This window comes from Candidatus Binatia bacterium (assembly GCA_026415395.1).
Taxonomy (GTDB): domain Bacteria; phylum Desulfobacterota; class Binatia; order HRBIN30; family HRBIN30; genus HRBIN30.
Map to the genome: position 1 here is coordinate 52,003 of JAOAHD010000017.1, position 25,498 is coordinate 77,500.

Sequence of the window (25,498 nt, forward strand, 5' to 3'; positions counted from 1 at the left end):
AAGAGCTCGCTGTGGAAGATCTCGCCCAACGACGGGCCAAAATATTCTCGGCCAGCAACGCGTATCTGCTGCCTACGTTTTTGCTTCTCCTGGCCTTTCTTTTCGGCTCTTACCTGCATGTTTCCGAGCCAACACAAAACGATTTCGAACGCCTGCGCGACGCCCGACTTTTGGTGTTCTTCTTCTTGTGCTTCCTGGGTTGGTGTTGCTGTTACGCCGCCTTGGCAGACGCAGCGTTCTTAAGGAGGCACCCCGCAGACTGGCGGGGTGCCCGTATGTACATCGGCCTAGCCGTGCTCGTGTTTCCTCTCCTCCTATCGTTCCCGGTAGGTTCGCGCGACGTGTTCGCCTACGCCTTCTACGGGAAAATGTGGGGACATTATGGGGTCGATCCATTCTTTCACGCGCCCACCGAGTTCCAGGAGGATGCGTGGTACCCCCTGCTACAGGCATGGTGGAAAGAGGGAGCCGCTGGGTACGGCCCTTTCTTTCTCCTTCAAACTCGCTTGGTGTACGCGTTGTGTGGGGACAACCTGATCGCGACGGTCGCCACGTACAAGCTGCTGAATCTCGCCCTTCTCTGCGCGGGTGTTGTCGGTTTGAGCGTCCTCACGCGGGACAACGTAGACCAACCTCGCTTCGGTCATGACGGGCTCGTCCTCTGGGCGTGGAGCCCGCTCATTTTGTTCGAAGGGATCGCGTCGGCCCACAACGACCTTACCGTGGCTGTGACCCTCGTCGCCGCGTTTCTGTTCTGGCTCAGGCGCAGGTGGTGGATCTCCGGCTGTCTTTGGGCGTTTACGTTTTGGTACAAGTGGTACACGGTGATCGTCCTTCCTGCCTTCCTCCTGTGGTCGCTCAAACGAGAGCCGGCATGGTCTCCCGCCTTCGTGGGCCTGCTTCGAGCAGTCGCAGGAGCTCTCTTGGTCACGACTTGCGCTCTCCTGCCGTTCGCTCAGAACGCAAGCACCATTCTTCTCAAACCGCTTGGGGTCAAAGTCGGGCAGGCTCTATTTCCCACCGAATTGCCCCCGACGTTGTGGCCGATCTTTTATCTGTACCTCGAAAGCGGGTGGTTTGACTTGCAGCGTGGTCGCGAGCTCTTTGAGATTACACGCTACAGCTTCGCGGCGTTCTGCTTTGCGTGGGTACTCCTGCGACGGTGGAACGACGCGTATGCGCCAAACCGGGCGGCTGAAGATTGCTTCTATCTGCTCCTAATTTTCAACGGCTTTATCACCACCGTTCTGTGGCCGTGGCACCTCATGGCGACGTGCACATTTGGTCTGTTGAGTGAAACGGACGCGTCGCGGTGGATTGCCGTCGCTCTCATGATTGTGGGCATGCTCAGTTACTTTCTCACGTTCTCGATCGCCGCGCTTGCGGTTCTTCTGGCAACGGCTGCGCTGGCATTTTTACGCCGAAGACGAACCTAAGGGGCCACAATCCCGTTTCAGCTCACATCGTTGGAGCCAGCGTTGAGTCCTATCTGCTTGGGTCATGCGGTTGAAGTTTTTGCAAAGCGTTCCGTGCCGCCTCTTGTTCCGCGGCCCGTTTGCTCTTGCCATGGCCCCAGCCATACACTTGCCCTTCGACCAGCACTTCAACCACGAACCAGCGTGCATGATCCGGCCCGCCTTGGGTCACAAGCTTGTAGCGAGGCACGTTGCGGTAACGCGCCTGACAGAGTTCTTGAAGGGCCGTTTTGGCATCGAACTCCATGCGCGAGGGCAGGTGAACGAGCTCGTTTTCGAAATGCCGGCCCACGCATGCGCGTGCTGCCTCACACCCGCCGTCAAGGTAAATGGCACCCAGAACCGCTTCGTAGGTCGCAGCCAAAATGCGCGCTTTTTCGCGGCCGCCGGAGCGCTCCTCCCCGACACCCAGCCGGAGCGAGCGATCCAGCCCGAGAGTGCGCGCTTTGCGCGCCAAGGTTTGCGTGTTTGCCAAGGCAGCCCGGTACTGAGAAAGTTGTCCCTCCGATGCATCCGGGTGATGCTTCAGCAAGAGTTCTCCAAGCATCAACCCGAGGACGGCGTCACCCAAAAACTCGAGCTGTTCCATCCGCCGGGGACCGGGTCCCGCCATGGTCGACGCATGGGTGAGGGCTGCCTCCAAAAGGCTCTTATCGCGGAACTGGTAGGAGAGTTTCTCTTCGAGAGCGTTTAGACCAGACCTCACGGCAGGCACTCTCTCTCTCCCTCGGTATCAATCACAACGGCCAATTAACTGGCCCTTTTCACAAGCCACGATCTCAACGTCCCGTTCGCTGTTGCCCGGAATGCGGGTCGGAACACGTACACGCTGATAATTTCGCGAGTACCCTTGCGACCACCCACCATCGCTTTCACGATCTTCGAATAACACCTTAAGCTTTTGTCCAATGAACATCCTTGCGAAGGCGGCGCGCTTCCGCTCGCCTTGCGCTCTGAGCTCACGAGCACGATGTAAGACAGTGGTACGCGGCACTTGTTCGGGCAATTTCGCGGCGGTCGTTCCTTGCCGCGGAGAATACGGGAACACATGCAAGTACGTGAGGGGTAGCGATTCAAAAAACGCACGGCCCTCCTCGAATTCCGCCTCTGTTTCTCCCGGAAAACCAGCAATGACGTCCGTGCCAATCGCTGCATGGGGCAAACGGCTGCGAATCTCGGTCAAGCAAGCGCGCACCAACTCGGTGTCGTAGCGACGCCGCATACGACGCAGCACAGAATCGACTCCCGCTTGGATCGGGACGTGCAAATGTGGGCAGAGCGCGGGTGCAGTCTCGAACAGATGCAGCAAGCGGGGCGTGATCTCCGGCGGATCGATCGAGCTGAGCCGCAACCGTGGAACCCGATCCCGTTCCAAGAGCATCTCCACGAGATCCGCTAACTCCAAGCGCGGTGACAGGTCATGTCCCCAACTACCAAGGTGAACACCTGTCAGGACAATCTCCCGCACCCCGATCGAGGCCAGCAAGTCGTATTGTTCCACGACCGCGCGAGGCGGAACGCTTCGGCTCGCGCCGCGGGCCATCGGCACGATGCAAAAAGAGCAAAACAGGTCGCAGCCCTCTTGCACCTTCAAGAAGGCTCGGGTCCGGCTACTGTCGGTACCAACGCCGACGGTCCGCACTTTTCGCGTTTGACGTAGATCGCTCACCACAACGCGAGCTAGCGGCCTGTCGCCGCAAACGATCTCCACCAACTCAGCGAGTCGATTGAGCCCCACCACGACATCGACCTCTGGAATCGCCGCACGCTGCGGGGCCACCTGCGCAAAACACCCCGTCAACACTACCAAGGCTTGCGGATTCAAACGCCGCGCCCGGCGTGCTAGCCGCAGGCTCTCAGAGTCTGCTCGGTCGGTCACGGTGCAGGAGTTCACGATGTACACGTCCGCGAACCTGGGAAACTCCACGATCTCGCAACCACGACGGCGCAACGCCTGTGCGATGGCCACGGTATCGTACTGATTCACCTTACAACCCAAGGTGGTGATGGCCACTCTCCGCGGCTCCCGATCGGGCGCTTGGCTACAGTGCAGCATCAATCCAGCCTCCCCCGACGACCTGGTCCCCATCATAAAGCACTGCCGCTTGCCCGGGGGTCACTGCCTGAAGACCATTCGGCGCGGAAACGACGAAATGAGCCGATGACGTCTCTTCCACAACCACGGGCGCGTTCCGAAAACGAGAACGAATCTTTACGGTAAGCCGCTGGCCGGCCCGCGGGGGTTGCGGCACCAACCAGTTCACAGCCGTTGCCCGCAATCCCTTGGCCACGGTTGCTGAACGATTGCCGACTTGCACCAAACCGCGGACAGGATCGAGACCCGTAACGTACAATGGCGCACCGTTGGAAACACCGAGGCCACGGCGCTGCCCGATTGTGAAGCGATGGATTCCCCGATGCCGACCGAGCACCGTTCCGTTCTCATGCACGATGTCACCAGCGATTCCTCCGGTTCCAAGGTACGACTCTACGAAGGATGCGTAGTCTCGCCGGGGGACAAAGCACACCTCCTGGCTCTCCGGCTTCTCAGCCACCGGAAGCTGGAGACTTCGCGCGAGCGCACGCACTTCCTCTTTGTGCTTGTCGCCAACGGGAAACAGCAAGTACGGCAGGGTCTCGCGCTGAATTCCAAAAAGGAAGTACGATTGATCTTTCTCCACGCTGTGTGCGGCGTGGAGGCTGACCTCGCTAGAGTCTGGCGAGCGCACCAGGCGCGCGTAATGACCGGTAGCAACCAACTGCGCACCAAGACTGCGCGCTCTTTCCAACAACGCGTCGAACTTGACGAACTGATTGCATCGGGCACAGGGGTTTGGGGTGCGGCCACGGAGATATTCTTCCGCAAACGGGCGCACCACTTGCGACTCGAACAAGTCGGAAAAATCCATGACGTAAAACGGAATGCTTAGACGAGCTGCAACGCGGCGGGCATCGAGGAAATCGTCCAGAGAGCAACAACCGCTGTCACTCGGTCCTTTCCACAGCCTCATGGCTACGCCGACCACGTCGTATCCCGCACGCACCAGAAGCGCCGCTGCAACCGAGCTGTCGACGCCGCCGCTCATGGCGACCAACACGCGTTGCTTCATCGCGTTCGGCCCCCCATCGCGTGCTCCAACGTTCCTTCACTTCCCCGAATACGCGCCACCTGCTCCGCTACGCTCGCGGCAACGAAATCGATCGCTGCCTCCGTGAGGTCCGGCCCAAGGCTGAAACGGATCGCCCCAGCAGCGAGCGGGTGCGGCACCCCGAGCGCTAGCAACACGTGAGAGGGTTCCGCCGCACCGGCTGCACACGCCGATCCAGCAGAGACACAAATCCCCTCCAAGTCGAGTGCCGCCACGAGCGTGTCCGAGGTGACACCCTCGAACGTTACCATCAATGTGTTCGGCAAGCAGTGTGCGCCCACAGCCCCGTGCCGCTGCACACCGGGGATCGCCTGCAAGCAGTTCCAAAGACGGTCCCGCAAGCGTCCGGTTTTTTCCGCAAATGTCGCAACTTCTGCAACGGAAACCTCAAGGGCGGCAGCCAGTCCTACAATGCCAGCGACATTTTCCGTACCCGCCCGTAAACCGCGCTCTTGCCCCCCGCCGCGCAGCAAGGGTTGAACCCGAACCCCTCGCCGAACGACCAGCACCCCAGATCCCTTCGGCCCGCCAAACTTATGGCCTGACACCGAAACCAGATCTGCTGGCAACTCACCGAGTGGGATTTTGCCCACGGTCTGTACAGCGTCGGTGTGCAACCACACTCTGTGCGCCCGGCAAATCGTATGAATCTCTTGCAGGGGCTGAATCGTGCCAATCTCGTTGTTCGCCCAGCCAATCGAGACCAGTCGGACCTCCGATGTCAGGGCTCGCTCTAGAAAGTTCAGATCCACAAGCCCGTCTGTGGAAAGCTTCAGCCAGCGCACTTCCCAGCCCTGGTCCACCAGCCACTCGAGGGGCCGAAGCACAGAAGAATGTTCAATGGGCGTGGAGAGAATCACTCCTGGCCTCTGAACCCACGCAGTTCCCCACAGCGCAAGGTGATTTGCTTCAGTGCCACCACTGGTGAAGATGACTTCCGGCGGGGTTACGCCCAAAGTGGCGGCAACCGTTGCCCGCGCGTCCTCAATGGCTACCCTCGCCGCACTGCCCAGTGCATGAACGCTAGACGGGTTCCCGTACGCCTCGCGCAAGTACGGCCACATCGCCGATAAGGCTTCGCTACGCACCGGCGTCGTTGCATTGTAATCCAGGTAAATCATCGTGCTCCTGCGGGGTCCCGCTAACAGCAATCTGAACAGTAGCAGTTCGAGCCCGCCCCTAGGGCGCAACGTGCGACGGCTGCTCCTTAAAGCGGCTCCGAGGTCGGAGCGGGAGGGCGAGAGCGCCTTTTTTGTTTGCGATCCTTGTACAGCTTGTAATCGATACTATCGACAAGCGCCTGCCAGCTAGCCTCGATGACATTGTGGGATACGCCGACCGTTCCCCACCGATCCTTGCCGTCGCCCGACTCAATCAGCACACGCACTGTGGCTTTAGTCCCTTCGCCCCCGCCTAACACCCGGACCTTGTAGTCGAGGAGCTGGACCTCGTCGATCTGCGGGTAAAATTTCCGCAGAGCCTTGCGCAACGCGTTATCTAAGGCGTTTACCGGACCATTTCCTTGCGCCGCCGTGTGCTCCACCTCGCCGTCGGGCCCTTCGATCATGATCGTCGCTTCCGACAGGGGGGGCTCGTCTTCGGTGCGCTTTTCGTCGATGACGCGGAAACCAATCAGGCGAAAGTGGCGGGTGCGCCTACCGTTCAAGCCCTTTTGCAGCAACAGCTCGAATGACGCCTCTGCGCCTTCGAATTGGAAACCCCGGCTCTCCAACTCTTTGACTTCTTGCAGCACCCTGCGCACCGAGGGCTTCACGGATTCGAGGTCGAGGCCAAACTCCTGCGCTTTATAAATAATATTACCCTTACCGGAGAGGTCGGACACCAAAACCCGCTGTCGGTTACCAACAAGTGCAGGGTCGATGTGCTCATAGGTCCGAGGGTTTTTTTGCACGGCGGCAACGTGTACCCCTCCTTTATGAGCAAACGCGCTCAGGCCCACGTAGGGCTGGCGCTTGTTCGGCTCAATATTCGCAAGTTCCCAGACAAAGTGGGATAGTTCGCGCAGTTGCCGAAGTTGAGCCGCCGTCACAACGCGGTAACCCATCTTCAACTGCAAGTTGGCAACGATGGAACAGAGATTGGCATTCCCGCAGCGTTCACCGATTCCGTTAATCGTACCTTGCACCTGCCGCACGCCGTGCTGCACGGCAATGAGGCTATTGGCCACGGCAAGCTCGGAGTCGTTGTGGCAGTGAATCCCCAGCGGGGTGGACACCGCGGCGCGAACGGCATCAACGCCGGCTGCGACTTCGTCTGGCATGCGTCCACCGTTCGTCTCGCAGAGGCAAATCCAATCCGCCCCGGCTTCAGCCGCCACGCGGCAGCACTCGAGGGCGAAGTCCGGGTTAGCCCGGAAGCCATCGAAAAAATGCTCGGCGTCGAAGATCACGGTGTCCACGTGGCGCTTCAAGTACGCAATGCTCTCGTAAATCAATTCGAGGTTTGCCTGGAGGGGAATGCGCAAGTCCTCGCGCACATGTAGGTCCCAGGTTTTTCCAAAGATGGTCACCACCGGAGTGTCAGCTAGGAGAAGTTTGCGAAAGATCGGATCCTGATGGGGCCGTAGCCCTGCGCGGCAAGTGGAGCCAAAGGCGGCAATCCGCGCCTGTTTCAGTCGGAGCTGCTTTGCCTGGCGGAAAAATGCTTCGTCTCGCGGGTTGGAGCCCGGCCATCCCCCTTCGATGTACTTAATCCCGAAGTCGTCTAGGCGCTCGGCAATGCGCAGCTTGTCCTCGACGGTAAACGAAATGTCCTCGGCCTGACAACCGTCGCGCAACGTCGTGTCGTAGAGTTCGACTGTGGGCGCCTCGGTCATACGCTGGACTCCTCGCGGAACCCTTGCTCCACCAAGGCTGCATGCAGCACCCGTACCGCAAGCTCGGTATATTTCGCGTCAATGACGATCGAGATCTTGATCTCCGAGGTCGAAATCATCTGGATGTTAATTCCCTCCTGGGCGAGCACCTCGAACATGCGCGCTGCTACACCAGCGTGGCTGCGCATCCCCAAGCCCACGACTGAAATTTTGGCGATGTTGGTGTCGGAGGTCACCCCGGCCGCGCCAATCCCTGCCGCCACTTGCCGCACAATGGCCAGTGCACGAGCGTGATCCGCACGCGGGACCGTAAAAGTCACGTCTGTGTAGCCATCTTCGCTCGCGTTCTGAATGATCATGTCCACGACAATGTGCTCCCGGGCGATCGGACCAAAGATGCGTGCCGCTAGGCCGGGACGGTCGGGCACTCGCTGAATCGTGATTTTCGCTTCGTTTTGATCTGCCGCCACACCAGAAACCAAAACGTCTTCCATGCTAGGCTCCTCCGCAACGACCCAGGTTCCGGGTTCGTTGTTAAAGCTCGATCGAACGCAAAGCGGCACGCCGTATCGTTTCGCGAACTCCACCGAGCGGATTTGTAAAACTTTCGCCCCCAAGCTCGCGAGTTCCAGCATTTCGTCGAACGAAATGCGCTCTAGTTTCCGAGCATTGGGGCAAATCCGCGGATCGGTTGTGTAGATCCCATCTACATCCGTGTAGATTTCGCACGCATCCGCTTTCACGGCAGCAGCAATGGCCACGGCACTCGTATCGCTGCCACCCCTGCCTAAAGTGGTCAAGTTACCAAGACGATCCACGCCTTGAAAACCGGCAACTACGGCAACCTCGCCCGCGTTGACAATTTGCAGCAGTTTCGAGGCGTCGATCGATTTGATCCGGGCCTTCTGAAACACCCCATCGGTTTCCACTGGCACCTGGAAACCGAGCAGAGACCGCGCGGGAACACCCAGGTCCTGAAGCGCAATGGCGACCAAACCCACCGAAACTTGTTCCCCAGCGGCAGCGATGACATCGACCTCGCGCGGTACAGGTTGCGGTGACAGATCGTGAGCCAATTTAAGCAAGCGGTTCGTTTCGCCAGCCATGGCGGAGACGACAACAATGACTCGATTCCCTTCGCGCCACGTCCCAGCAACCCGCTCTGCAACAGCTCGAATGCGGGCCAAGTTTCCTACAGAGGTGCCGCCATATTTCTGAACAATCAACGCCACGTTCCACCCTGTTCCTGCAAAGACTCAATCCAACTTTGGTACCGGCGATCAAACGCAGTCAGCCTCGCATTGCGCTGAGTGCCGCTGAGGAACTCCAAGTCGATCCGTAGATGGCACGACTCGCCGGCAACCCGATCCCACCACTCCACCAAGGCGACGCCATCGCCGTAAAGGACTTCCCGCAACGCGAGAAGGTCCAAGACGCTCGCATCTAGTCGGTAAAAGTCAACGTGGTACACAGGGAGCCTTCCCCCCAAGTACTCGTTCACCAAGGTGAACGTCGGACTTCGGACACGCTCAGCGCCGCAGCCTACCCCATCTGCAACGCCGCGCACCAGCGTGGTCTTGCCAGCGCCCAAGTTCCCGCACAGTGCGATCCGATCGCCGGGACCAACAAACTGGCCGAGCGCCCAGCCCAAAGCGCGTGTGTCCCCTTCGTTCTCGAGGACGAATGTCACAACATTGGAAGTTTGGAAGCACTCAGCAGCCATTGCGAAGATGGTGAGTTACGTAGCGGTTACGACGTGTCACGCAATGCATGAAGCTGGCGGGGCACCTCGCGGGCCACTTCCGTGGCGACGTAGCCAGTCTCGCCATAGCTTTGCGCCAGGGAATCTGCAGCAGCACCATGGATGTACACGGCAACCAAGGCTGCATCCACGGCTCGCAGTCCTTGGGCCAAGAAGCCACCGAGCAAACCAGCTAAGACGTCGCCCATCCCCCCGGAAGCCATGCCGGGATTTCCAGTCGGATTGACCCAAACCGTGCCATTCTCTTCCGCAATCACCGTGCTCGCGCCCTTGAGCACCAAAACGCAGCCATGCCGAACAGCAAACTCCCGTGCCAACAGCGGTCGATTCTGTTGCACTTCTGGGACCACAATGCCCGTAAGCCGGGCAAATTCTCCCGGGTGTGGTGTCAGCACTAAGTTGGTGCGCCGTGTGTGCCCTCGGGCCCACAACTCGGCAAGACAGGTGAGAGCATCCGCATCGCACACCGCGGGCACGTCGGTCTTCTCCAAAATGAAGCTCACGAAGTTCCGACCGTCTTCCGAGACTCCCATCCCCGGCCCCAGGACCACTGCAGTCTTTCCTTCTAAGGCCTTCCGTAACGCGGTTTCATCAAACCGCAGTTGACCGCCCCGGTCCGGCAGCGGGAGGGTCATCATCTCGGGCAAATGGGAGGACAAAGTCAACTGCAGCGACGCCGGGCCTGCGAGCGTCACCAGCCCCGCGCCAGCCCGCAAGGCGCCTTCTGCCGCCATCTTTGCAGCGCCGGTGCGGCCAATAGCGCCGCCGACCACCAGTACGTGGCCGCAAGTTCCCTTGTGTGCTGTCGGCGGGCGATGGATGAGGCGACGGGCAACGTCAACCGCTTCAAGTTGCCAGTAACGAGGCTCCGCCCGTGTTACAGCTGCTTCGGGGATGCCAATATCGACGACTTCGAGTCGACCGACAAAAGCGCGGCCTGGGTAGACTACCAGACCAACTTTAGGCAGCCCGAATGTAGCGGTTACGTTTGCGCAGACCGCCCTGCCTAAGGGAATCCCCCTGTCTGAGTCTAAGCCAGAAGGTGTGTCGAGTGCGAGAATGGGCTTTCCGCTGCCATTCAGCAAATCAATTGCCTCGGCCAACGCCCCCGACACCGGGGAGTTCAAACCCGTGCCAAGCAGCCCATCGAACACGGCCGTCGCATCGGACAGGAGAGCAGCAAGCTCTCGCGGATTGATATTGGGCACTACCGAGATTGCCGTGCCCACAAGTTCCCGATATGCACGCGCGGCATCGCCCTTGAGATCTCCTGGGTCCGCCAACAGCGCGACGGAAACCGAAATCCCCTGCTCGGCGAGCAGGCGGGCGCAAACCATGCCATCTCCTCCGTTGTTTCCCTTTCCCGCCACGATGAGAACCCGCTTCCGGCTTTCAGCGGGAAAGTGCCGGTGAAACACCTTGACTGCACCACGGGCCGCGCGCTCCATTAAGGCGAAACTCGGAACACCGAATTCCTCGATGGTCACGCGATCCAACATGCGCATCTGAGCCGCAGACACCAAACGGATCGCCATCGCTGCTTCCTCGCTGGTTACCGTGCCGACACCGCGCGTACGGCCGCTGCAAGCTCCTCCGCCCAAGTTGCCAACAGCCCTACGTCCTCGCCTTCCACCAAAATCCGCACCACCGGCTCGGTGCCCGAGGCACGTACGAGAACGCGTCCTTTTCCTTCGAGCGCCTCTCCGGCAGCCCGTGTAACCCGCTGCACGTGCTCGTCTGCAACCGCTGCACGTGGATTTTTAGCCTCAACGTTCGTTTGAATCTGAGGCAACAAGTCGAGGCCCGTGCGCAGTTCGCTCAAGCGCCGCTGGCGCAAGCTCGCGATCTGCAACACCGCTAGTGCCGTGAGTATCCCGTCGCCGGTCGTTGTGTGGTCGAGCCAAACGATGTGACCCGATGGTTCTCCTCCGAGTTGGCTTCCACTCTGCCGCATCAGCTCGACGACGTAGCGGTCGCCCACCGGTGCTCGCACAAGCTGGACGCCAAGGGTGCCCAGTGCCCTCTCCAAGCCGAAGTTCGACATCACCGTTCCCACCACGACAGCACGGCGAAGCTTCCCCGTTTCAGCCAAATGTCGGGCTAGGATCCAGAGTAAGCCATCACCATCCAGCACCGTACCGGTTTCATCGACAAGCACCAATCGGTCAGCATCTCCGTCAAACGCAGCACCCGCATCGGCGCCTTGTTCGACTACGGTGGCCTGCAAAGCCTTTGGGCACAACGCTCCGGAATTAAGGTTGATGTTGTAACCGTCGGGCGCCGCGGCAAGCGCCGTCACGCGTGCGCCCGCTTGTTCAAAAAGGGCTGGCGCCACCGGCACAGCTGCACCGTTGGCGCAATCGACTGCCAAACGTAACCCGCCGAGGCTCTTCCGTCCGTGGAGCGACTCCAAAACGGAGTCGACGTACCAGTCAGCCGCATCCGTCACCGGGGTCGGCGTACCAACGCTACTTTCAGCCGCACCGATGCCTTCCGCCGGTACAGGTTGGTCGCCAGAGAACAGCGCGGCTTCGAACTCCTCTTCCTCCTGAGACGACCACTTGTAACCGTCGGACCCGATCAGCTTCACACCATTGTCATGCCAAGGGTTGTGCGAGGCAGAGATCACGACGGAATCACAGGCGAACCGATGGCGGGCGAGCCTTGCTGCTGCCGGCGTGGGTAAGACACCAGCGAGCAACGGTTCGCCGCCTGCCGAGCACAGCCCCGCGACCAAAGCGGCCTCGATCATCGGGCCCGAAATTCGTGTGTCTCGCGCAACGAGCGTGCGCTGGCTGCGACCGAGTCGGCGCTGACGCTGACGAAGGTGCTGTCCAATGCGTACCACGGTCAGAGGATCCAGCGGTGGTTTGTTCGCAACTCCGCGAATCCCGTCCGTACCGAAGAGGTGAGCCATGGTTTGGGGTTTTTACACCGCTTTTGCCGCCTCGGCAAAGAGCTGTGACCGCTTCCGTTCCGGAGACCTGCCCATCCCGCCTCGGTTGCCTAGCCCACGACTCGACTTCTTCTCTATTCAGCGGCGACCGCGAGGTTGTTCATGAGAAGCAGCAAGGTTCACCAGCACATCTGGAGGTTCGATCGAAACCACTTCAGCTCCAGCCGGCGGATCGTACACAACCGCCAAGCGATGCCTTCCGGGGCTTTTGCCGGACGCATCCACGTAAGCGAGGCGTTCCTCGATTCCAGCCTCCTGAAGTAAGCGCTTCGGTCCGCGTAGCAGGACGCGGACGGTACCGGGTGTCACCGCCGCGGAGCTGCGCGCATTCCGAACTTCGATGGGCACGCGGCGCAGCTCCCGAGTGGTAATAACGTCCTCGACCCGGAGCTGCACCACGACGCGCGTGGCACTGAACGACACATAGTCGCCGACAGGCTCTAGGGCGACCTCTCTCTCGAAGATCCCTGGTTCCACGTTACTGATGTCGATGGGCTGCGTATAAGCAACCGTCACGTCCTCAATCGTGGAGGCGGGGCCGATCACTTCGACCATTTCAGGTGCAATTTTCGTTTCGGCCATTTGAAACTCAGGCCTGAGCCGGCCGTGCAAGCGCAAGCGCACCGGGACGATTTTATGCCCCACACGCTCGAGCTCCAAAGTGACTTGCGCTGGAGTGATGCGCTGCACGCGGACTCCGCGGGGCAAAACTAACGCTTCCGGGCTCAGCCGGAAAACGGCTGGTCCCGGGCGGACGCCGTTCAAATCTATTGGGAGGGCGAGCCGGTTCCGGTCGATTCTCCCCAGCAAAGTCCGTGGTCCAATCAACTGTACTTCGACGAAATCGGGCCGCGGACTTGTGATCATCAGGTTCGGAGGGAGATTGCGCAGCTCGAGCGCGACCTTAACGGTTTCCACCGTATCGCGCTCGCCGAAATTTACGAAGCTCCACAGCCCGAAGGCGATGGCGAGGGAGAGGATCTTTAGTAACAAGTTGTGGGTCAGCGCCTGCCACCAGCGGCGCGGGTCCCAGATGGCGGTCACGGCACGGCGCAAGGCCTCCAGGAAGCGAGCCATGAGCCGTCTTATTTCACGCGCCCAATAATTTCTGCAACGTAGTCCGCAACGTTCCGGCGTCCACGTCGCGAGTGATGCGGCCCTCTCGCACTAAAGAGATTGCGCCCTCCTCTTCGGATATGACCACGACCACCGCATCGGTCTCTTCGGTCAACCCGATGGCCGCTCGATGACGCGTCCCCAAGGTACGGCTGACGTGCGGGTTCGACGTCAGGGGAAGGAAGCAGCCGGCAGCAATGATCCGGCCGTGGTGGATAATGATGGCTCCATCGTGGATTGGAGAACTCGGTAGGAAGATGCTGAGAATTAACTCCTTACTGACTCGAGCATCTAAACGGGTGCCGACTTCAACGTACTCGTTCAAGCCGACTTCCCGCTGAAGAACGATCAGTGCCCCGATCCTCTTGCTCGCCAAGGCAACCGCGGCGCGCACAATCTCTTCCAACTCTTCTCGTTCGATCCACTTAGCCGTGCCGAAAAAGGGACGGGTTCCCACCTGCGTGAGTGCTCGCCGAATGTCGTCCTGGAAGATCACGATGATGACCAGCAGGATGGAGCTCAAGAAATTGTCCAAGATCCAATTCAGCGTATAAAGCTCGAAATACTGGGACGAGAGAAAAGCGAGGAAGACAACGCCGAGCCCTATCAACATTTGGACAGCGCGGGTGCCCCGAATGAGGTCGATAATGCGGTAGATAATGTAAGCGATGACAAGGATGTCGATCGCGTCTTGAATTCGGAGGGTGGTCAAGAAATCCAACATTGCCACTCAGCCTAAAAAGCGGCGAAAGACCACAGGACGCCGCAGTCGCCAGGGAATCGCGATCGACCGCGCCCCAGCCCCCACAATCGACCAACTACCCAACGGCCCAGGCCCTACTTGAGAAGTGGCCACGCTTAAGCGGGCAAGGGTATGTCCGTCTATGCCGTCATTCCAGCACTTGCGCGCCACCCCTCTGCCTTGGCCTGGACTTCTTTCTGGCTGCGAATGATCGCGTCGATTTCAGCGCCGTCCAGCACTTCCTTCTCGAGCAACGTTTCCGCGAGACGGTGAAGGATGGCAATGTTGGCAGCAAGAAGATCCCGAGCCCGCTGGTAGCATTCGTTGATCAGGCGGCGCACTTCGTTGTCGATCTCCACCGCCGTGTGCTCGGAATAATCTTGGAGCTGAGTAAAATCCCTGCCCAAGAAAATTTGCTCTTCCTTTTTCCCAAAGGTCATCGGGCCAAGTTTTTCGCTCATGCCCCACTGGCAAACCATCTTCCGCGCCCACTCTGTGGCACGCTCGATGTCGTTCGCGGCGCCAGTAGTGATCTGGCCTAACACCAGCTCTTCTGCGGCTCGCCCACCGAAGAGGATTGTAATTTGTGCCAGGATTTGGTCCCGCGAGTAAGAGTGACGGTCATCCGCGGGAACTTGCTGGGTGATTCCCAGAGCCATACCGCGCGGGATAATGGAAACCTTGTGCACCGGATCGGCTCCTGGGAGCAACTTAGCGACAAGAGCGTGGCCGGCCTCGTGATAGGCTGTACTGCGCTTCTCTTCCGGACTCATGATCATGCTCTTGCGCTCCACACCCATGAGGACCTTATCCTTGGCGAGCTCAAAGTCCGCCATACTGACCTTATCTTTATTTTGCCGCGCCGCGAGCAACGCAGCCTCATTGACCAAGTTCTCCAGGTCCGCCCCCGCAAAGCCCGGTGTACTGCGCGCCAGCAATGCCAAGTCCACATCCTCGGCGATCGGGACGCGTCGCGTGTGGACGCGCAGAATCCCTTCACGGCCTTTCACATCGGGGCGAGGAACGACCACCCGTCGATCGAAGCGCCCAGGACGAAGCAGTGCAGGATCCAAAACGTCGGGCCTGTTCGTCGCCGCGATCAAAATGACACCTTCGTTAGTTTCAAATCCATCCATCTCGACGAGAAGTTGGTTCAGCGTTTGTTCACGCTCATCGTGCCCCCCACCGAGCCCGGCGCCCCGATGGCGACCAACAGCATCAATCTCGTCGATGAAAATAATGCAGGGTGCATTTTTCTTGCCTTGCACGAACAAGTCGCGAACACGCGAGGCCCCGACACCAACAAACATCTCCACGAAGTCCGAGCCGCTGATCGAGAAAAAGGGGACGCCCGCCTCTCCGGCGATGGCGCGCGCCAGCAGGGTCTTCCCGGTACCGGGGGGGCCAACCAGCAGGACGCCCTTTGGAATCCGGCCTCCTAGCTTCGTGAACTTTTTGGGGTCCTTCAAAAAAGCAATGATCTCTTCGAGCTCCTCCTTCGCCTCGTCTACCCCCGCCACATCACTAAACGTCACTCGTTGAGAGTTCTCGGTGAGCATCTTCGCGCGGCTCTTCCCAAAAGCCATCGCCTTACCGCCACCGATCTGCATTTGCCGCATGAAAAAAATCCATACGGCAATGAGCAGAAGCATGGGGAACCACTGCACGAACAGCACCAGATACCAGGGTTCGCCCTCCTCGGGGCGAGCTTCAATCTTTACGCCCTTGTCGCGCAGCAGTTTTACCAGATCAGGATCTTGAGGAGCAAACGTCTTAAAACGCTCTCCCGTAGCATACCGGCCCCGAATGTTCTGTCCCTGAATCGTTACCTGCGCCACTTCGCCTTTTTCTACGGCACCGATGAAGTCGCTGAAAATGACCTCGGGCTCTTTCGTCTGCTGCCGGCTGAAGACGTTGAACAGCAGTAGAAAAAGTAAGCCCATAACCAGCCATAGGGCGACATTACGGGAGAACTGATTCGTCATAAGGGACTTCGCCACCTACGCAACGATCGAAGCACGGGTTGCACGCTAACACATGCATTTTGGGGCGGCAACGTGCTTCTCGTGCGCCCTCTAGCCGTTACTCCTTGCGGCACACAGCCGCCAGATGCGGCATGAGTTCGCTGTCACCAGAGCGTGATTACTACGAACCACTCCTGGCACCCAGAGCACCCTTGCGGCGTCGGCCACGAGCGGCCGACCCCAACGTTGTGACCGAGGGACCTTTTTATCCGTGAAAATGTCCTGAAGCTTCCGCCTACCCATCATGCCGAAGGGCACAACCGCGTCTCCTCTTTTACACGGGCGGGCAAGCAAGGTACCTTGGAGTGCGTCCGCATCAACCAGGGCGACGCACTCGTCGCGACCCAGCTGAGTCACATCGTCGGGCCGCACGGAGCAGGCTTCCACCCGTAGTTGCCACCCGCCTGGTAAATCGTAAGAGGTGTCGGGCAGCAACGAAATCGGGCCCCATTGATCGGTCACCGCAATTTTTTCACCAAAGGGAACCCCACAAACGAGCCGCCCTTGAGCCGCCGTCACCTGAGCGGCCGCTTGGCCAGGCAGGGTTACGAAGATGCCCCGGCCACCGCTCAGTTGGGCGTCAAGCTGGGCGACAAGCGAAGGTGGCGCGCTCTGCCCCATCTGTCGAGCGAGCCACAATCGTAGGAGTGACCGCCGGATCGGGGGTGCCATTTCGCGGAGCGAAGCGATGGCGAGCGCTCCGTCGCCAGTTTCCACGGACCTTAGTTTTTCTTCGAGAAGGGCTGCGTAAGCGGCAAAATCATCCCGCGTATCGGCCGCCAACCTGGCCAGGATACGGGGTGCTGCGGGTACTTCGGCTGACAGCACCGGGAGGACTGAGTGGCGGACACGGTTGCGAAAGAAACGAGGGTCCGTGTTGGTATCATCCTCGCGCCACGGGATGGCGAGCTCGGTCAAAAACTCCCTGGCTTCTTCACGGCGGCACTCGATGAGCGGCCGAATCACGCCGTCGCCTCGAATCGGCAGAATGCCGCGAAGCCCTCGAAATCCAGTGCCCCGCAACATCCTCAACACAACCGTTTCAGCTTGGTCGTCGAGCGTGTGCCCGGTTGCAATTTTTGAGCAGTGAAATCGTCGAGCGACTTTGCGCAGGTACCGATAACGATACGATCTCGCTTTCGCCTCTACGTTCCCCGCAGCCAAGACCTCGGCGGCCAGCGACTCCGTGTCAACGGGGAGGCCGAGCTGCCTACCCAGCTCCACGACGAACTGTTGATCTTCGGACGCTGAGGGACGGAGCTGGTGGTTCAAGTGACCTACAATCAATTCCAGGCCGAGATGCGGAGCGATCTTGGCCAACGCAACCAGCAGTGCCACCGAATCGCCGCCGCCAGACACAGCCACGACAACGCGCTCACCCGGACGGAGCATCTCGTGCCTGCGAACCGTTCGCCACACTTTGCGCAAGAACCAGTGACGCTTTACCAGCATGCATCAATTACTCTTGCACGGTTCGTGTTTCGTGCAAACCGCTTCGGTTGCAGGCAAGTGCAAGCAAACCGCGGGGAACCCTGCTATCGGGCAATGCATGCACATCGCTATCGTGGGAGCGGGACCCGCGGGCCTCGCCGCGGCGTACGATTTGGCTCGCGCTGGTCATGCGGTAACGATTTACGAAGGCGCGGAGAACGTCGGTGGCTTGGCCGGAGGCTTTCGTGAGCCTCATTGGAACTGGTCACTGGAGAAATTCTACCACCACTGGTTCCAGTCAGACGCGGCCATTCTCGGCCTCATTAAGGAGCTAGGTTGGGAATCTGACGTGCTCTTTCCGCGTCCCTACACGGTTCTCTACCACGAAGGCCAGTTTTACCCTGCCGATTCCATCGGGACGGCCATCCGCTTCTTCTTTCCTCGTTTTCCCGTGCACGATGTGCTTCGTTTCGGGCTGGTAGGCCTCTATCTGCGTTTGACACCGCGCTGGAAACCTCTGGAGCAAGTGCCTGCCTCGCAATGGTTACGCCGGTGGGCTGGTAGCCGGATCTACGAAACGATTTGGGAACCGATGCTCGTCGGCAAGTTCGGGGAGGAACATGCCCATCTGGTCAACATGGCTTGGTTCTGGGCCCGGATTAAGTCGCGGACAACAAGGCTGGGTACGTTTGCGGGAGGGTTTCAAGCATTTTTCGACCGCTTTGGGGCCGTTCTGGAAAGCAACGGGGTGAAGATCCGGCTGCGAACGACCGTGACGGGGATTGCACCGCAAGACGATGGCGGTCTGGTCGTCGAGACATTGCAAGAGCAACAAGTGTTCGACGCCGTCATTTGTACATCATCCCCAGCGTTGGCCGCACGGATGATCCCCGCGTTACCCGCGAGTTACGCGGACAAGCTCAGATCCTTACGATCGCTGGGAGCGGTTGTCCTCATCGTCGCGCTGGACCGCCCCTTAACGTCCTTTTACTGGCACAATCTGCCGAAGTCGGCTGGCTTTCCATTTCTCGCGTTAGTGGAGCACACCAACTTCGTTTCAGCCGAAAACTTCGGGGGAGATCACCTCGTGTATTGTGGGGACTACCTGGAACCCGGGCACGAGTACTTCCGCCTCTCACGCGAAGAGCTACTCGAGCGCTTCATCGCGTCCTTTCCGCGATTCAACCCCGCTTTTGAACGCAGTTGGGTCCGAAACTCGTGGTTGTTTCGCACGAACTACGCGCAACCGATTCCCTTCGTAAATCACTCGGAGAACATTCCTGATCTTCGTACCCCAATCCGTGGACTTTATTTTGCCTCGATGAGCCAGGTGTACCCTTGGGATCGCGGTACGAACTACGCTGTGCAACTCGGCCGAAGGGTGGCGAAACTGCTCCTAGAAGACCTAGCCTAACACGAGTGCTGCGTTGGCACTCCGGCGGTTTCGGAAGCGGAAAATCAGAATCGCACAGACAACGTGATCCAACCCTCGTCGTTGCGGCGATATTGGCCGACGACGGACCGTTTCCTCCCGGCAATAAACAGGTATCCAAGTTCGGTAGCGAGCCAATCCGACCACTTGTAGATTAATCGCGGCCGCAAGAACGAGTAGCTGCTATCGATGCCGTAGCCACCGAGGCCATGCACCTGTAAGCGCTCCGCGAGGAAGTTTTTGCGCAAGGTCAAAAAGACGCGGGTCTCGACGTCGCGGATTAGCAAGCGTTCGCTTCCCCTACTCTTCAGGAGGTTTGTTTGGTTGACCTGCAAAACGGTGAGCCAACCACGGTGTTGGTAGTCCATCCCAGCCCCCCACTCGACGGCATCACGGGTTACGAACGCATCCGGAAGCGCAACAGGAGTTACGCCGGCACCGCGAGCCAAGTCCTGCAGACCCCGCAGCACTTCTCGCGCGAATTCCGCAGAGTCAGACAGTAAGCTCCGAACTTCACGGGCATATGGACGGCCACTGACAAATGCGACCTCTCCTCGGAACGCAAATGGTCCGCGCGAATGGGCTACGTCGAATCCCCAAAGATCGATTGACTTAAAGACCGGGAGGAGAAACGTCTTTCCCCGCAGGTTTGTCACGTGCAATGGGTTGGCGGGGTTGGGGTCAGGATCACCAGTTGCCCATGCTCGGAAAGAAAAAGCTGGCTGGATGTCATAGCCATGGTAGAAATAAGCGGCCGTATCGACCTGATGAACAGTCGTAGCGAGTCGGGCAGCGAAGGACCCATCGCGAAAGGTCGCCCGCGGAGCCTGGTTGATCAGCCGAAATGAAAGCGGCACCGCAACGTCCGGGCTGATCCCTCCACCTGGAATCGGCAAGGCCCCTGCCGGAATGGAGAACACTGAGGGCGGTACCGCAGCAGGGGGGAACCACCGCTCAGCCTCGCATTGCGACGTACTGCTGCCGACCGTTCGGCAGCTGGCGACAGGAAATCTGTAGGGCAGATAGAGCGGAGCCCAGGCAAAGGTCAGCCGAAGGTCATCAACACTGTCGCGTACGGGCAGCGAATAGGTCAACAATGCCGCTGGAGTTCCCACCTTCCTCTCTGCTTCCTCAAGCAGGAAAGGGTCGAAGTACGAAAGCGAGTTCAATACGTCCACTGGGGAAAATCGGTCCAGCTTTCCCCAGCTAATCCGCTGTTTGCCCAAACGCAGATCAAAGCTGCCCCAATTCGCATCGACGTAAAATTCTTCGAAGTCGACAGCTGGCGATAGATCTTGAAAGACCCTTCGCCAATGAATTACTCCGCCCTTTGTCGCGAGCATCGTTGGCCCACCAATCACCCCGCCAATAGCCGCGGCAAATCGAAGGTTGCGATTCCAGTCGATGCGGGGCGTTAGGCGTACCCTGCCCTGTGTGCGTTCACGCTGAGTGGATCGGTTTTCTTCGAAAACCTCGCGGGCCGACAGTGTGACGCCTAGCTCGATGCGTTTCCCCGCCCAATCCACGCGGTATCCCCATCCCTGAGCAGGGAGCCAACAGCTCGCCAAAGCCCCTATCAAGGCTACCATGCACCCACGTGCTGCCACGCGTACCATCCTCAAGTTGTCCCGTTCCCTTCCCTAGAGCGGCGAGGCGATTACCTTGAAACTCCCAATTCAGCAAGGTAACCGTGAGCGCGTGGCCAAGACGAGCGAATTTGTCGACCAAGCAACGCAGGTACTGGAAGGGGACATTCTGCTAGCCCAGCAGCGCTTCGTTACCGCCATGGAAGCGCGGCTTGCCACGATGCCGCGGGAACAAAAGGAAAGATATTTTGCCGTCTTGTCCGCGTTGGTAGCAAAGCTTGAGGACCCGCAAAAAAGCTTGCGTGAGATCTTGCAAGAGATGTTTCACGAGACGGCGTCGCTCATCTTTGCGGAGCTTCAGGGACAAGGATAGTTTGGTCTGGTGAAATCGGCCTTCGCACCGCGGCTGATCAATGGGCCGTTTGGCGACCCGGGTCTCTATGTCTACCTTCGCTGGCTTGGCCGCGGGCTGCTCTTCGACCTAGGAAACCTCGAGCGACTTCCCGGACCAGCCATCGCGCGACTGACGCATGTATTCGTGTCACACACGCACTTGGACCACTTTGTGGGCTTTGACAGAGTCTTGAGAGTGTTTCTGGCGCGCGATGTCGAGCTCGCGCTCTACGGGCCGGCGGGCTTCGCCGAGAACGTCGCTGGGAAGCTCCGCGGTTATACATGGAACCTCGTGGAAAACTATCCGTTCTCTTTGCTTGTTCATGAGGTTCTGCCCGAGAAAGTCCTCGTTTATCGCTTCCGCGCGCAGACAGGCTTTGCCGCGGAGGAAGTTGGCGAACGACCATTCGCTGGGATCCTGCACCGAGAGCCCTCCCTTTGGGTGGAAGCGGCAATCCTTGATCATCGAATTCCCTGCCTCGCTTTTGCCCTCTGCGAGCCCGTGCGATTGAACATTCGCACTGACGCGCTGCAACGGCTGGGGATACCTCCTGGACGTTGGTTGAATGAGCTCAAAGAGCGCATTCGGAATGCGGAACCAGACAGCACGCCGATCACGATCCAATGGACCGAGCAGGGGCAGTTACACACCAAACAATTCCAACTCGGCGACTTGCGACGGGAACTGGTTTTAGAGACGGCCGGCACCAAAATTTGCTACGTCGTGGATACATTGTTCCACCGAGCGAACGTCGAACGAATTGTGAATCTCATTCAGAAGGCTGATATTTTGTACTGCGAATCTCTGTTTCTTGACGAAGATCGGGACGAAGCGTCGAAACGCTACCATCTCACTGCCAGGCAGGCGGGCACTTTGGCCCGACTTGCGGGCGTACGCGAGCTTCGCACGTTTCACTTTTCTCCGCGATACAGTGGGCAAGCGCAGCGGTTAATTGCCGAGGCCCAAGCCACATTTCGCGGTGAGTTGCCCCCAGATGAACCTTGAGGGACCTGCGCTCGACTTAGTTCTCGCGTGCCCCGTGGGCCATTTGGCCACGGCCAATCGGCAGGGCACGCCTCATGTCGTACCGGTTTGTTTCGCCTATGACCGCGGACGCTTCTATTTCGTCGTCGACCTCAAGCCGAAACGGAATCCCGAACGAATCAAGCGGCTGCGCAACATCCAAGAAAACCCACGCGTGGCTCTAGTGATTGACCGCTATGACACCGACTGGAGTCATCTAGCGTTCGTCTTAGTGCACGGCATTGCACAGGTAATTCGTGAGGCCGAGGAATGGCAACACGCGATCGATTTGCTGCGAGCTCGTTATCCCAACTACCAGTCGATGCCCCTCAGCTTCACGGCCAACCCAGCGGTTCGCATCGAAGTCGAGCGGTGGCATTTTTGGCGAGCCAGCGAGAGCCAGGGTTCGCATCCGAAGGACTAATAGACCGGTTCCAAGCGGGGCGTTGAGGCAAGCGCGCCATTCTGGGTTCTCTGCTCCCCTATGACACGGGCTCGACAACAACCGTCAGATGAGCGACCACGCCGGCGGGAAGGTGTACAGGAACCGTATGCTCACCGAGAGTCTTAATTGGCTCCTCCAGCCGAATCCGTCGCCGCTCCACTTTGATCCCTCGCTCGGCCAACAAGCGCTCGAGGTCCAAATTCGTGACGGATCCGAACAGCTTACCCTCCTCCCCCGCGCGCATCCGCACGACAAGCGTGAGCTGTGTGAGTTTCTGCGCCAAAGCTTCGCTCGCTCGCTTTTCTCGCTCGTACCGTGTCGCCGCAACCCTCTGCTCGTGCTCCAGCAAACGACGATTGCGGCGATCGGCGACCACGGCCAAGCCACGCGGAATCAGGTAGTTGCGTGCAAAGCCCGGGCGAACCTTCACGATTTCTCCACTGCGTCCCAAGTTGGGGATTTCCGCCTTCAGAATGACTTCCATAGGGCGCTCCGTTTCGTGCGTTCGGATTTACCTTCTGCGGATTCAGTTTGTGGACACCGTCATGCTCGCGGAATTGGCGGCATGCATGAATGTTAGGTTCTCTCTGTCCACCCAAAGTAGGGTAATTACTACACCTCGGTTACTGTATACGGCAACAGTGCCACCGTACGTGCGCGCTTAATCGCAACTGTCAACTGGCGTTGATGCTTTGCGCAGTTCCCCGTGACGCGACTTGGAACTATTTTTCCCCGCTCCGTGAGAAATCCGGCCAAGGTTTTGGCATCTTTGTAGTCGATCCAACCAACTTTGTCGGCACAAAAGCGGCACACTTTGCGCCGGCCGGGCCCTCGTCTTCGAAACGGAACCTTCTCGTCGGCCGCCGGACGAGCTTTCTTTCCTGCTCCATCTTTCTGGGTGGTGGTTGTCATCGGTCAGTAACCTCCTCGACCGCTTCATCCTCTCTTGAGCTGCGATGCTCAACACCTCCCGTGAGGCGCTGGCTCTTGAGCACGTGCTCGGGAATACGCACCGTGATGAAACGAATCACCTCGTCCAGGATTTTTAGATTGCGCTCGAGCTCGTTGACGACGGCGGGTGTGGCGCGGTACCTCACCAGGTAGTAGACACCCTTCTTCTGCTTCTGAATCGGGTACGCAAGTTCTTTCAATCCCCAGCTTTTCACGGAAACGATCTCGCCGCCATGGTCTTGGATCAAGCTCCTCACGCGCGCATTAATCTCTTGCTGACGAGATTCTGGCGCCTCTGGATGTTGAACGTACAACGTCTCGTATTCTCGCATCACTCCTGCTCCTTCACATCGCGCGCGCACTCCGCAGCGGGCCTATTTTTCCGTTCCCCCCTTCGCTGGTTCACCGCCTGGGGCTGCAGCTTGTGCTTCGCCCACCATCTGAGCGCCTGAAACTTCCTCAACTGTGGGCGGCAAGACTGTAACCACGGGAAAATCTTCCGTGTACACAACCTCGACGCCTTCCGGCAAGCGTAATTCGCTCACGTGGATGGTATCGTGAATGCCCAGGTGCGAGACATCCACTTCAACGTGCTCGGGAATCTGCATCGGTAAACAGCGAACCTCAATTTCACGGCGGAGGGGTTGCAGGATTCCTCCAAGCGCGACTCCCGCAGCCTTTCCAACAAAGTGTAAGGGAGCTGAGACTGTCAGCTTGGCGGCCAGGTCCACTTCGTAGAAGTCCACGTGGAGGATCGCGCTCGAAACCGGGTGCAACTGCATATCCCGCACAACCGCCACGCACTCCTTCAAGTTCTCGTTTACTACCTTCAAGTTCTCGTTTACTAAACGAATCAAGTGGGCCCCCTCGAGGGCGGCAACCTTCTGACGGAACTCCCGGGTCGGCACGGCGAGCGCCAGAGGCTCGCGTTTTGGGCCGTAAAGGATCGCAGGCACCTTACCCGCACGCCTGAGCCGTCGTGCGGCACCTTTACCCAGCTCATCCCTAAGTTCCACCAGCAACTCGAGGATTTCCATAATTTACACTCTCCCGTAGCTGATCAGCGTCTTTGTGATTCAAACAAACAGGGAACTGATCGATTCTTCATAGTGGGTCCGCCGAATCGCTTCTCCCAGAAGGTGAGCAACGGACAAGACCCTCAGTTTGCTGCTTGCCGCAGCTTCGGGGCGCAAGGGGATCGTGTCCGTCACAATCAGTTCCTTCAGCAAGGACGCCTCGATCCGTTGCACGGCCCCTCCTGACAATACCGCGTGCGTGCAACAAGCGAAGACCTCTGTTGCCCCGTTTTCCATGAGCGCTTCCGCGGCTGCCGCCAAAGTACCGCCGGTGTCCACCATATCGTCGATGAGTACGGCTGTACGACCGCGGACCTCACCCACGATATGCATCTCCGCTACTTCGTTGGGCCGGGCGCGCCTCTTGTCGATAATCGCGAGGCCAGCGTCCAGGTGCTTGGCAAATGCTCGAGCACGCTCAACGCCTCCAGCGTCGGGCGATACTACCGTAATTTCGTCGGTGGGCAATCGCTCACGAATGTATCGCAAAAGTACCGGGGTCGCGAACAGATTGTCTACAGGCACATTAAAGAAGCCTTGGATTTGCCCCGCGTGTAGATCCACGGTTAGCACACGAGAAGCGCCCGCAGTCGTAATCAAGTCTGCCACCAACTTTGCGCTGATCGGCACCCGCGGGGCCACCTTGCGGTCCTGTCGGGCGTAGCCGTAATACGGAATCACGGCCGTAATGCGCTTTGCCGAAGCCCGGCGAAATGCGTCCAACATCAGTAGGAGCTCAATGAGATTATCGTTCACGGGCGTACAGGTTGATTGGATGACAAAAACATCTCCGCCGCGAACGTTTTCTTTGATTTCGACCAGGACTTCGCCATCGCTAAATCGCCGGACCTCCGCTGCCCCACGGTGCACACGGAGATACGCACACACCGCATCCGCAAGCGCTGGGTTTGAATTTCCAGCAAACACCTTGATCTCGTCGCGCACTGTAGGCCCCACGGACGCCAATCTGAATTAACTGGGCGGGAAGGATTCGAACCTTCGATTGCCGGTTCCAAAGACCGGTGCCTTGCCAGCTTGGCTACCGCCCATCACCCTGCACACCAGTAACAAAAGATCCAAGTTTGTGTCAGTGTTTGTAC

25 protein-coding genes and 1 tRNA gene (1 of these 26 cut by a window edge) are annotated in these 25,498 nt (G+C 58.9%); 5 read left to right on the forward strand and 21 right to left on the reverse strand.

Going from position 1 to position 25,498, the window contains the following annotated elements; all coding sequences use genetic code 11:
• The first annotated feature begins 11 nt into the window (after positions 1-11).
• Positions 12-1,436, forward strand: a complete 1,425-nt coding sequence (locus N3C12_13305; protein MCX8073410.1) for a hypothetical protein — start codon at positions 12-14, stop codon at positions 1,434-1,436.
• A 49-nt stretch (positions 1,437-1,485) separates the two neighbouring features.
• Here N3C12_13305 and rnc read toward each other — a convergent pair whose 3' ends face one another.
• The 13 genes from rnc to tilS all read right to left on the reverse strand — a co-directional run bounded on the left by rnc (position 1,486) and on the right by tilS (position 17,512).
• Positions 1,486-2,181: a ribonuclease III gene (gene rnc / locus N3C12_13310; protein ID MCX8073411.1), complete on the reverse strand. Its 696-nt coding sequence runs from the start codon at positions 2,179-2,181 to the stop codon at positions 1,486-1,488.
• A gap of 27 nt (positions 2,182-2,208) precedes the next feature.
• Positions 2,209-3,489, reverse strand: a complete 1,281-nt coding sequence (gene mtaB / locus N3C12_13315) for a tRNA (N(6)-L-threonylcarbamoyladenosine(37)-C(2))-methylthiotransferase MtaB (GenBank protein MCX8073412.1) — start codon at positions 3,487-3,489, stop codon at positions 2,209-2,211.
• A 28-nt stretch (positions 3,490-3,517) separates the two neighbouring features.
• Positions 3,518-4,585 (reverse strand): tRNA 2-thiouridine(34) synthase MnmA, encoded by a 1,068-nt coding sequence (gene mnmA / locus N3C12_13320; protein MCX8073413.1) that lies wholly within the window; start codon positions 4,583-4,585, stop codon positions 3,518-3,520.
• On the reverse strand, positions 4,582-5,745 hold the full coding sequence (locus N3C12_13325; GenBank protein MCX8073414.1) for a cysteine desulfurase: 1,164 nt from the start codon (positions 5,743-5,745) through the stop codon (positions 4,582-4,584). Before N3C12_13325 ends, mnmA begins: the two co-directional genes overlap by 4 nt.
• An 86-nt stretch (positions 5,746-5,831) precedes the next feature.
• Positions 5,832-7,460, reverse strand: a complete 1,629-nt coding sequence (cimA, locus tag N3C12_13330; protein ID MCX8073415.1) for a citramalate synthase — start codon at positions 7,458-7,460, stop codon at positions 5,832-5,834.
• Positions 7,457-8,692: an aspartate kinase gene (locus N3C12_13335; protein ID MCX8073416.1), complete on the reverse strand. Its 1,236-nt coding sequence runs from the start codon at positions 8,690-8,692 to the stop codon at positions 7,457-7,459. Before N3C12_13335 ends, cimA begins: the two co-directional genes overlap by 4 nt.
• The gene (gene tsaE / locus N3C12_13340) at positions 8,683-9,183 is read right to left on the reverse strand and encodes a tRNA (adenosine(37)-N6)-threonylcarbamoyltransferase complex ATPase subunit type 1 TsaE (GenBank protein ID MCX8073417.1); all 501 of its coding nucleotides are present in this window, start codon (positions 9,181-9,183) and stop codon (positions 8,683-8,685) included. The genes N3C12_13335 and tsaE overlap by 10 nt, the downstream gene beginning before the upstream one ends.
• A 26-nt stretch (positions 9,184-9,209) precedes the next feature.
• Entirely contained in the window at positions 9,210-10,757 is a 1,548-nt protein-coding gene (locus tag N3C12_13345; protein MCX8073418.1) for an NAD(P)H-hydrate dehydratase, read from the reverse strand.
• Positions 10,758-10,774: 17 nt separating this feature from the next.
• Entirely contained in the window at positions 10,775-12,139 is a 1,365-nt protein-coding gene (glmM, locus tag N3C12_13350; GenBank protein ID MCX8073419.1) for a phosphoglucosamine mutase, read from the reverse strand.
• Positions 12,140-12,256: 117 nt separating this feature from the next.
• Positions 12,257-13,255 carry a CdaR family protein gene (locus N3C12_13355; GenBank protein MCX8073420.1) on the reverse strand — a complete coding sequence of 333 codons (999 nt, stop codon included), beginning with the start codon at positions 13,253-13,255 and terminating at the stop codon, positions 12,257-12,259.
• 13 nt (positions 13,256-13,268) lie between these two features.
• Positions 13,269-14,018, reverse strand: coding sequence for a diadenylate cyclase CdaA (cdaA, locus tag N3C12_13360; GenBank protein ID MCX8073421.1), 750 nt, complete (start codon positions 14,016-14,018; stop codon positions 13,269-13,271).
• A gap of 158 nt (positions 14,019-14,176) precedes the next feature.
• Entirely contained in the window at positions 14,177-16,021 is a 1,845-nt protein-coding gene (gene ftsH / locus N3C12_13365; GenBank protein MCX8073422.1) for an ATP-dependent zinc metalloprotease FtsH, read from the reverse strand.
• A 90-nt stretch (positions 16,022-16,111) separates the two neighbouring features.
• Positions 16,112-17,512, reverse strand: coding sequence for a tRNA lysidine(34) synthetase TilS (tilS, locus tag N3C12_13370; protein ID MCX8073423.1), 1,401 nt, complete (start codon positions 17,510-17,512; stop codon positions 16,112-16,114).
• Between the two features lie 97 nt (positions 17,513-17,609).
• Between tilS and N3C12_13375 the strand changes: the two genes are divergently transcribed.
• Complete coding sequence (locus N3C12_13375) at positions 17,610-18,905, forward strand: NAD(P)/FAD-dependent oxidoreductase (GenBank protein MCX8073424.1); 1,296 nt, start codon at positions 17,610-17,612, stop codon at positions 18,903-18,905.
• Between the two features lie 44 nt (positions 18,906-18,949).
• Here the strand turns inward: N3C12_13375 and N3C12_13380 are convergent, their stop codons facing one another.
• Complete coding sequence (locus N3C12_13380; GenBank protein MCX8073425.1) at positions 18,950-20,530, reverse strand: hypothetical protein; 1,581 nt, start codon at positions 20,528-20,530, stop codon at positions 18,950-18,952.
• Positions 20,531-20,585: 55 nt separating this feature from the next.
• On the opposite strand from N3C12_13380, the gene N3C12_13385 reads away from it, so the two are divergent.
• The 3 genes from N3C12_13385 to N3C12_13395 are packed head-to-tail and all read left to right on the forward strand — an operon-like array spanning position 20,586 to position 22,350.
• Positions 20,586-20,882 (forward strand): hypothetical protein, encoded by a 297-nt coding sequence (locus N3C12_13385; protein MCX8073426.1) that lies wholly within the window; start codon positions 20,586-20,588, stop codon positions 20,880-20,882.
• A 9-nt stretch (positions 20,883-20,891) separates the two neighbouring features.
• Positions 20,892-21,908 carry a ribonuclease Z gene (locus N3C12_13390; GenBank protein ID MCX8073427.1) on the forward strand — a complete coding sequence of 339 codons (1,017 nt, stop codon included), beginning with the start codon at positions 20,892-20,894 and terminating at the stop codon, positions 21,906-21,908.
• Positions 21,898-22,350, forward strand: coding sequence for a TIGR03668 family PPOX class F420-dependent oxidoreductase (locus tag N3C12_13395; protein ID MCX8073428.1), 453 nt, complete (start codon positions 21,898-21,900; stop codon positions 22,348-22,350). Before N3C12_13390 ends, N3C12_13395 begins: the two co-directional genes overlap by 11 nt.
• 58 nt (positions 22,351-22,408) lie before the next feature.
• Here N3C12_13395 and rplI read toward each other — a convergent pair whose 3' ends face one another.
• The 7 genes from rplI to ispE form a co-directional block, all read right to left on the reverse strand.
• On the reverse strand, positions 22,409-22,855 hold the full coding sequence (gene rplI, locus N3C12_13400; GenBank protein ID MCX8073429.1) for a 50S ribosomal protein L9: 447 nt from the start codon (positions 22,853-22,855) through the stop codon (positions 22,409-22,411).
• 128 nt (positions 22,856-22,983) lie between these two features.
• Positions 22,984-23,283, reverse strand: coding sequence for a 30S ribosomal protein S18 (rpsR, locus tag N3C12_13405; GenBank protein ID MCX8073430.1), 300 nt, complete (start codon positions 23,281-23,283; stop codon positions 22,984-22,986).
• Entirely contained in the window at positions 23,280-23,654 is a 375-nt protein-coding gene (rpsF, locus tag N3C12_13410) for a 30S ribosomal protein S6 (protein MCX8073431.1), read from the reverse strand. The genes rpsR and rpsF overlap by 4 nt, the downstream gene beginning before the upstream one ends.
• Before the next feature lie 42 nt (positions 23,655-23,696).
• Positions 23,697-24,359, reverse strand: coding sequence for a 50S ribosomal protein L25/general stress protein Ctc (locus N3C12_13415; GenBank protein MCX8073432.1), 663 nt, complete (start codon positions 24,357-24,359; stop codon positions 23,697-23,699).
• Positions 24,360-24,398: 39 nt separating this feature from the next.
• Positions 24,399-25,343 (reverse strand): ribose-phosphate pyrophosphokinase, encoded by a 945-nt coding sequence (locus N3C12_13420; protein MCX8073433.1) that lies wholly within the window; start codon positions 25,341-25,343, stop codon positions 24,399-24,401.
• A gap of 31 nt (positions 25,344-25,374) precedes the next feature.
• Positions 25,375-25,447: transfer RNA gene (locus N3C12_13425), tRNA-Gln, on the reverse strand.
• A protein-coding gene (gene ispE, locus N3C12_13430) for a 4-(cytidine 5'-diphospho)-2-C-methyl-D-erythritol kinase (GenBank protein ID MCX8073434.1) crosses the window boundary here: on the reverse strand, positions 25,448-25,498 show its 3' portion. Its footprint extends 846 nt past the window's final position; only the last 51 of its 897 coding nucleotides appear in the window; its start codon lies off the right edge, out of view; its stop codon occupies positions 25,448-25,450.

Excerpts from the sequence above, each read along its gene's own strand:
- mnmA (MCX8073413.1), bottom strand. The coding sequence starts at position 4,585 with ATGAAGCAACGCGTGTTGGTCGCCATGAGCGGCGGCGTCGACAGCTCG.
- N3C12_13325 (MCX8073414.1), bottom strand. The coding sequence starts at position 5,745 with ATGATTTACCTGGATTACAATGCAACGACGCCGGTGCGTAGCGAAGCC.
- cimA (MCX8073415.1), bottom strand. The coding sequence starts at position 7,460 with ATGACCGAGGCGCCCACAGTCGAACTCTACGACACGACGTTGCGCGAC.
- tsaE (MCX8073417.1), bottom strand. The coding sequence starts at position 9,183 with ATGGCTGCTGAGTGCTTCCAAACTTCCAATGTTGTGACATTCGTCCTC.
- N3C12_13345 (MCX8073418.1), bottom strand. The coding sequence starts at position 10,757 with ATGGCGATCCGTTTGGTGTCTGCGGCTCAGATGCGCATGTTGGATCGC.
- glmM (MCX8073419.1), bottom strand. The coding sequence starts at position 12,139 with ATGGCTCACCTCTTCGGTACGGACGGGATTCGCGGAGTTGCGAACAAA.
- N3C12_13355 (MCX8073420.1), bottom strand. The coding sequence starts at position 13,255 with ATGGCTCGCTTCCTGGAGGCCTTGCGCCGTGCCGTGACCGCCATCTGG.
- cdaA (MCX8073421.1), bottom strand. The coding sequence starts at position 14,018 with ATGTTGGATTTCTTGACCACCCTCCGAATTCAAGACGCGATCGACATC.
- ftsH (MCX8073422.1), bottom strand. The coding sequence starts at position 16,021 with ATGACGAATCAGTTCTCCCGTAATGTCGCCCTATGGCTGGTTATGGGC.
- tilS (MCX8073423.1), bottom strand. The coding sequence starts at position 17,512 with ATGCTGGTAAAGCGTCACTGGTTCTTGCGCAAAGTGTGGCGAACGGTT.
- N3C12_13375 (MCX8073424.1), top strand. The coding sequence starts at position 17,610 with ATGCACATCGCTATCGTGGGAGCGGGACCCGCGGGCCTCGCCGCGGCG.
- N3C12_13395 (MCX8073428.1), top strand. The coding sequence starts at position 21,898 with ATGAACCTTGAGGGACCTGCGCTCGACTTAGTTCTCGCGTGCCCCGTG.
- rplI (MCX8073429.1), bottom strand. The coding sequence starts at position 22,855 with ATGGAAGTCATTCTGAAGGCGGAAATCCCCAACTTGGGACGCAGTGGA.
- rpsR (MCX8073430.1), bottom strand. The coding sequence starts at position 23,283 with ATGACAACCACCACCCAGAAAGATGGAGCAGGAAAGAAAGCTCGTCCG.
- rpsF (MCX8073431.1), bottom strand. The coding sequence starts at position 23,654 with ATGCGAGAATACGAGACGTTGTACGTTCAACATCCAGAGGCGCCAGAA.
- N3C12_13415 (MCX8073432.1), bottom strand. The coding sequence starts at position 24,359 with ATGGAAATCCTCGAGTTGCTGGTGGAACTTAGGGATGAGCTGGGTAAA.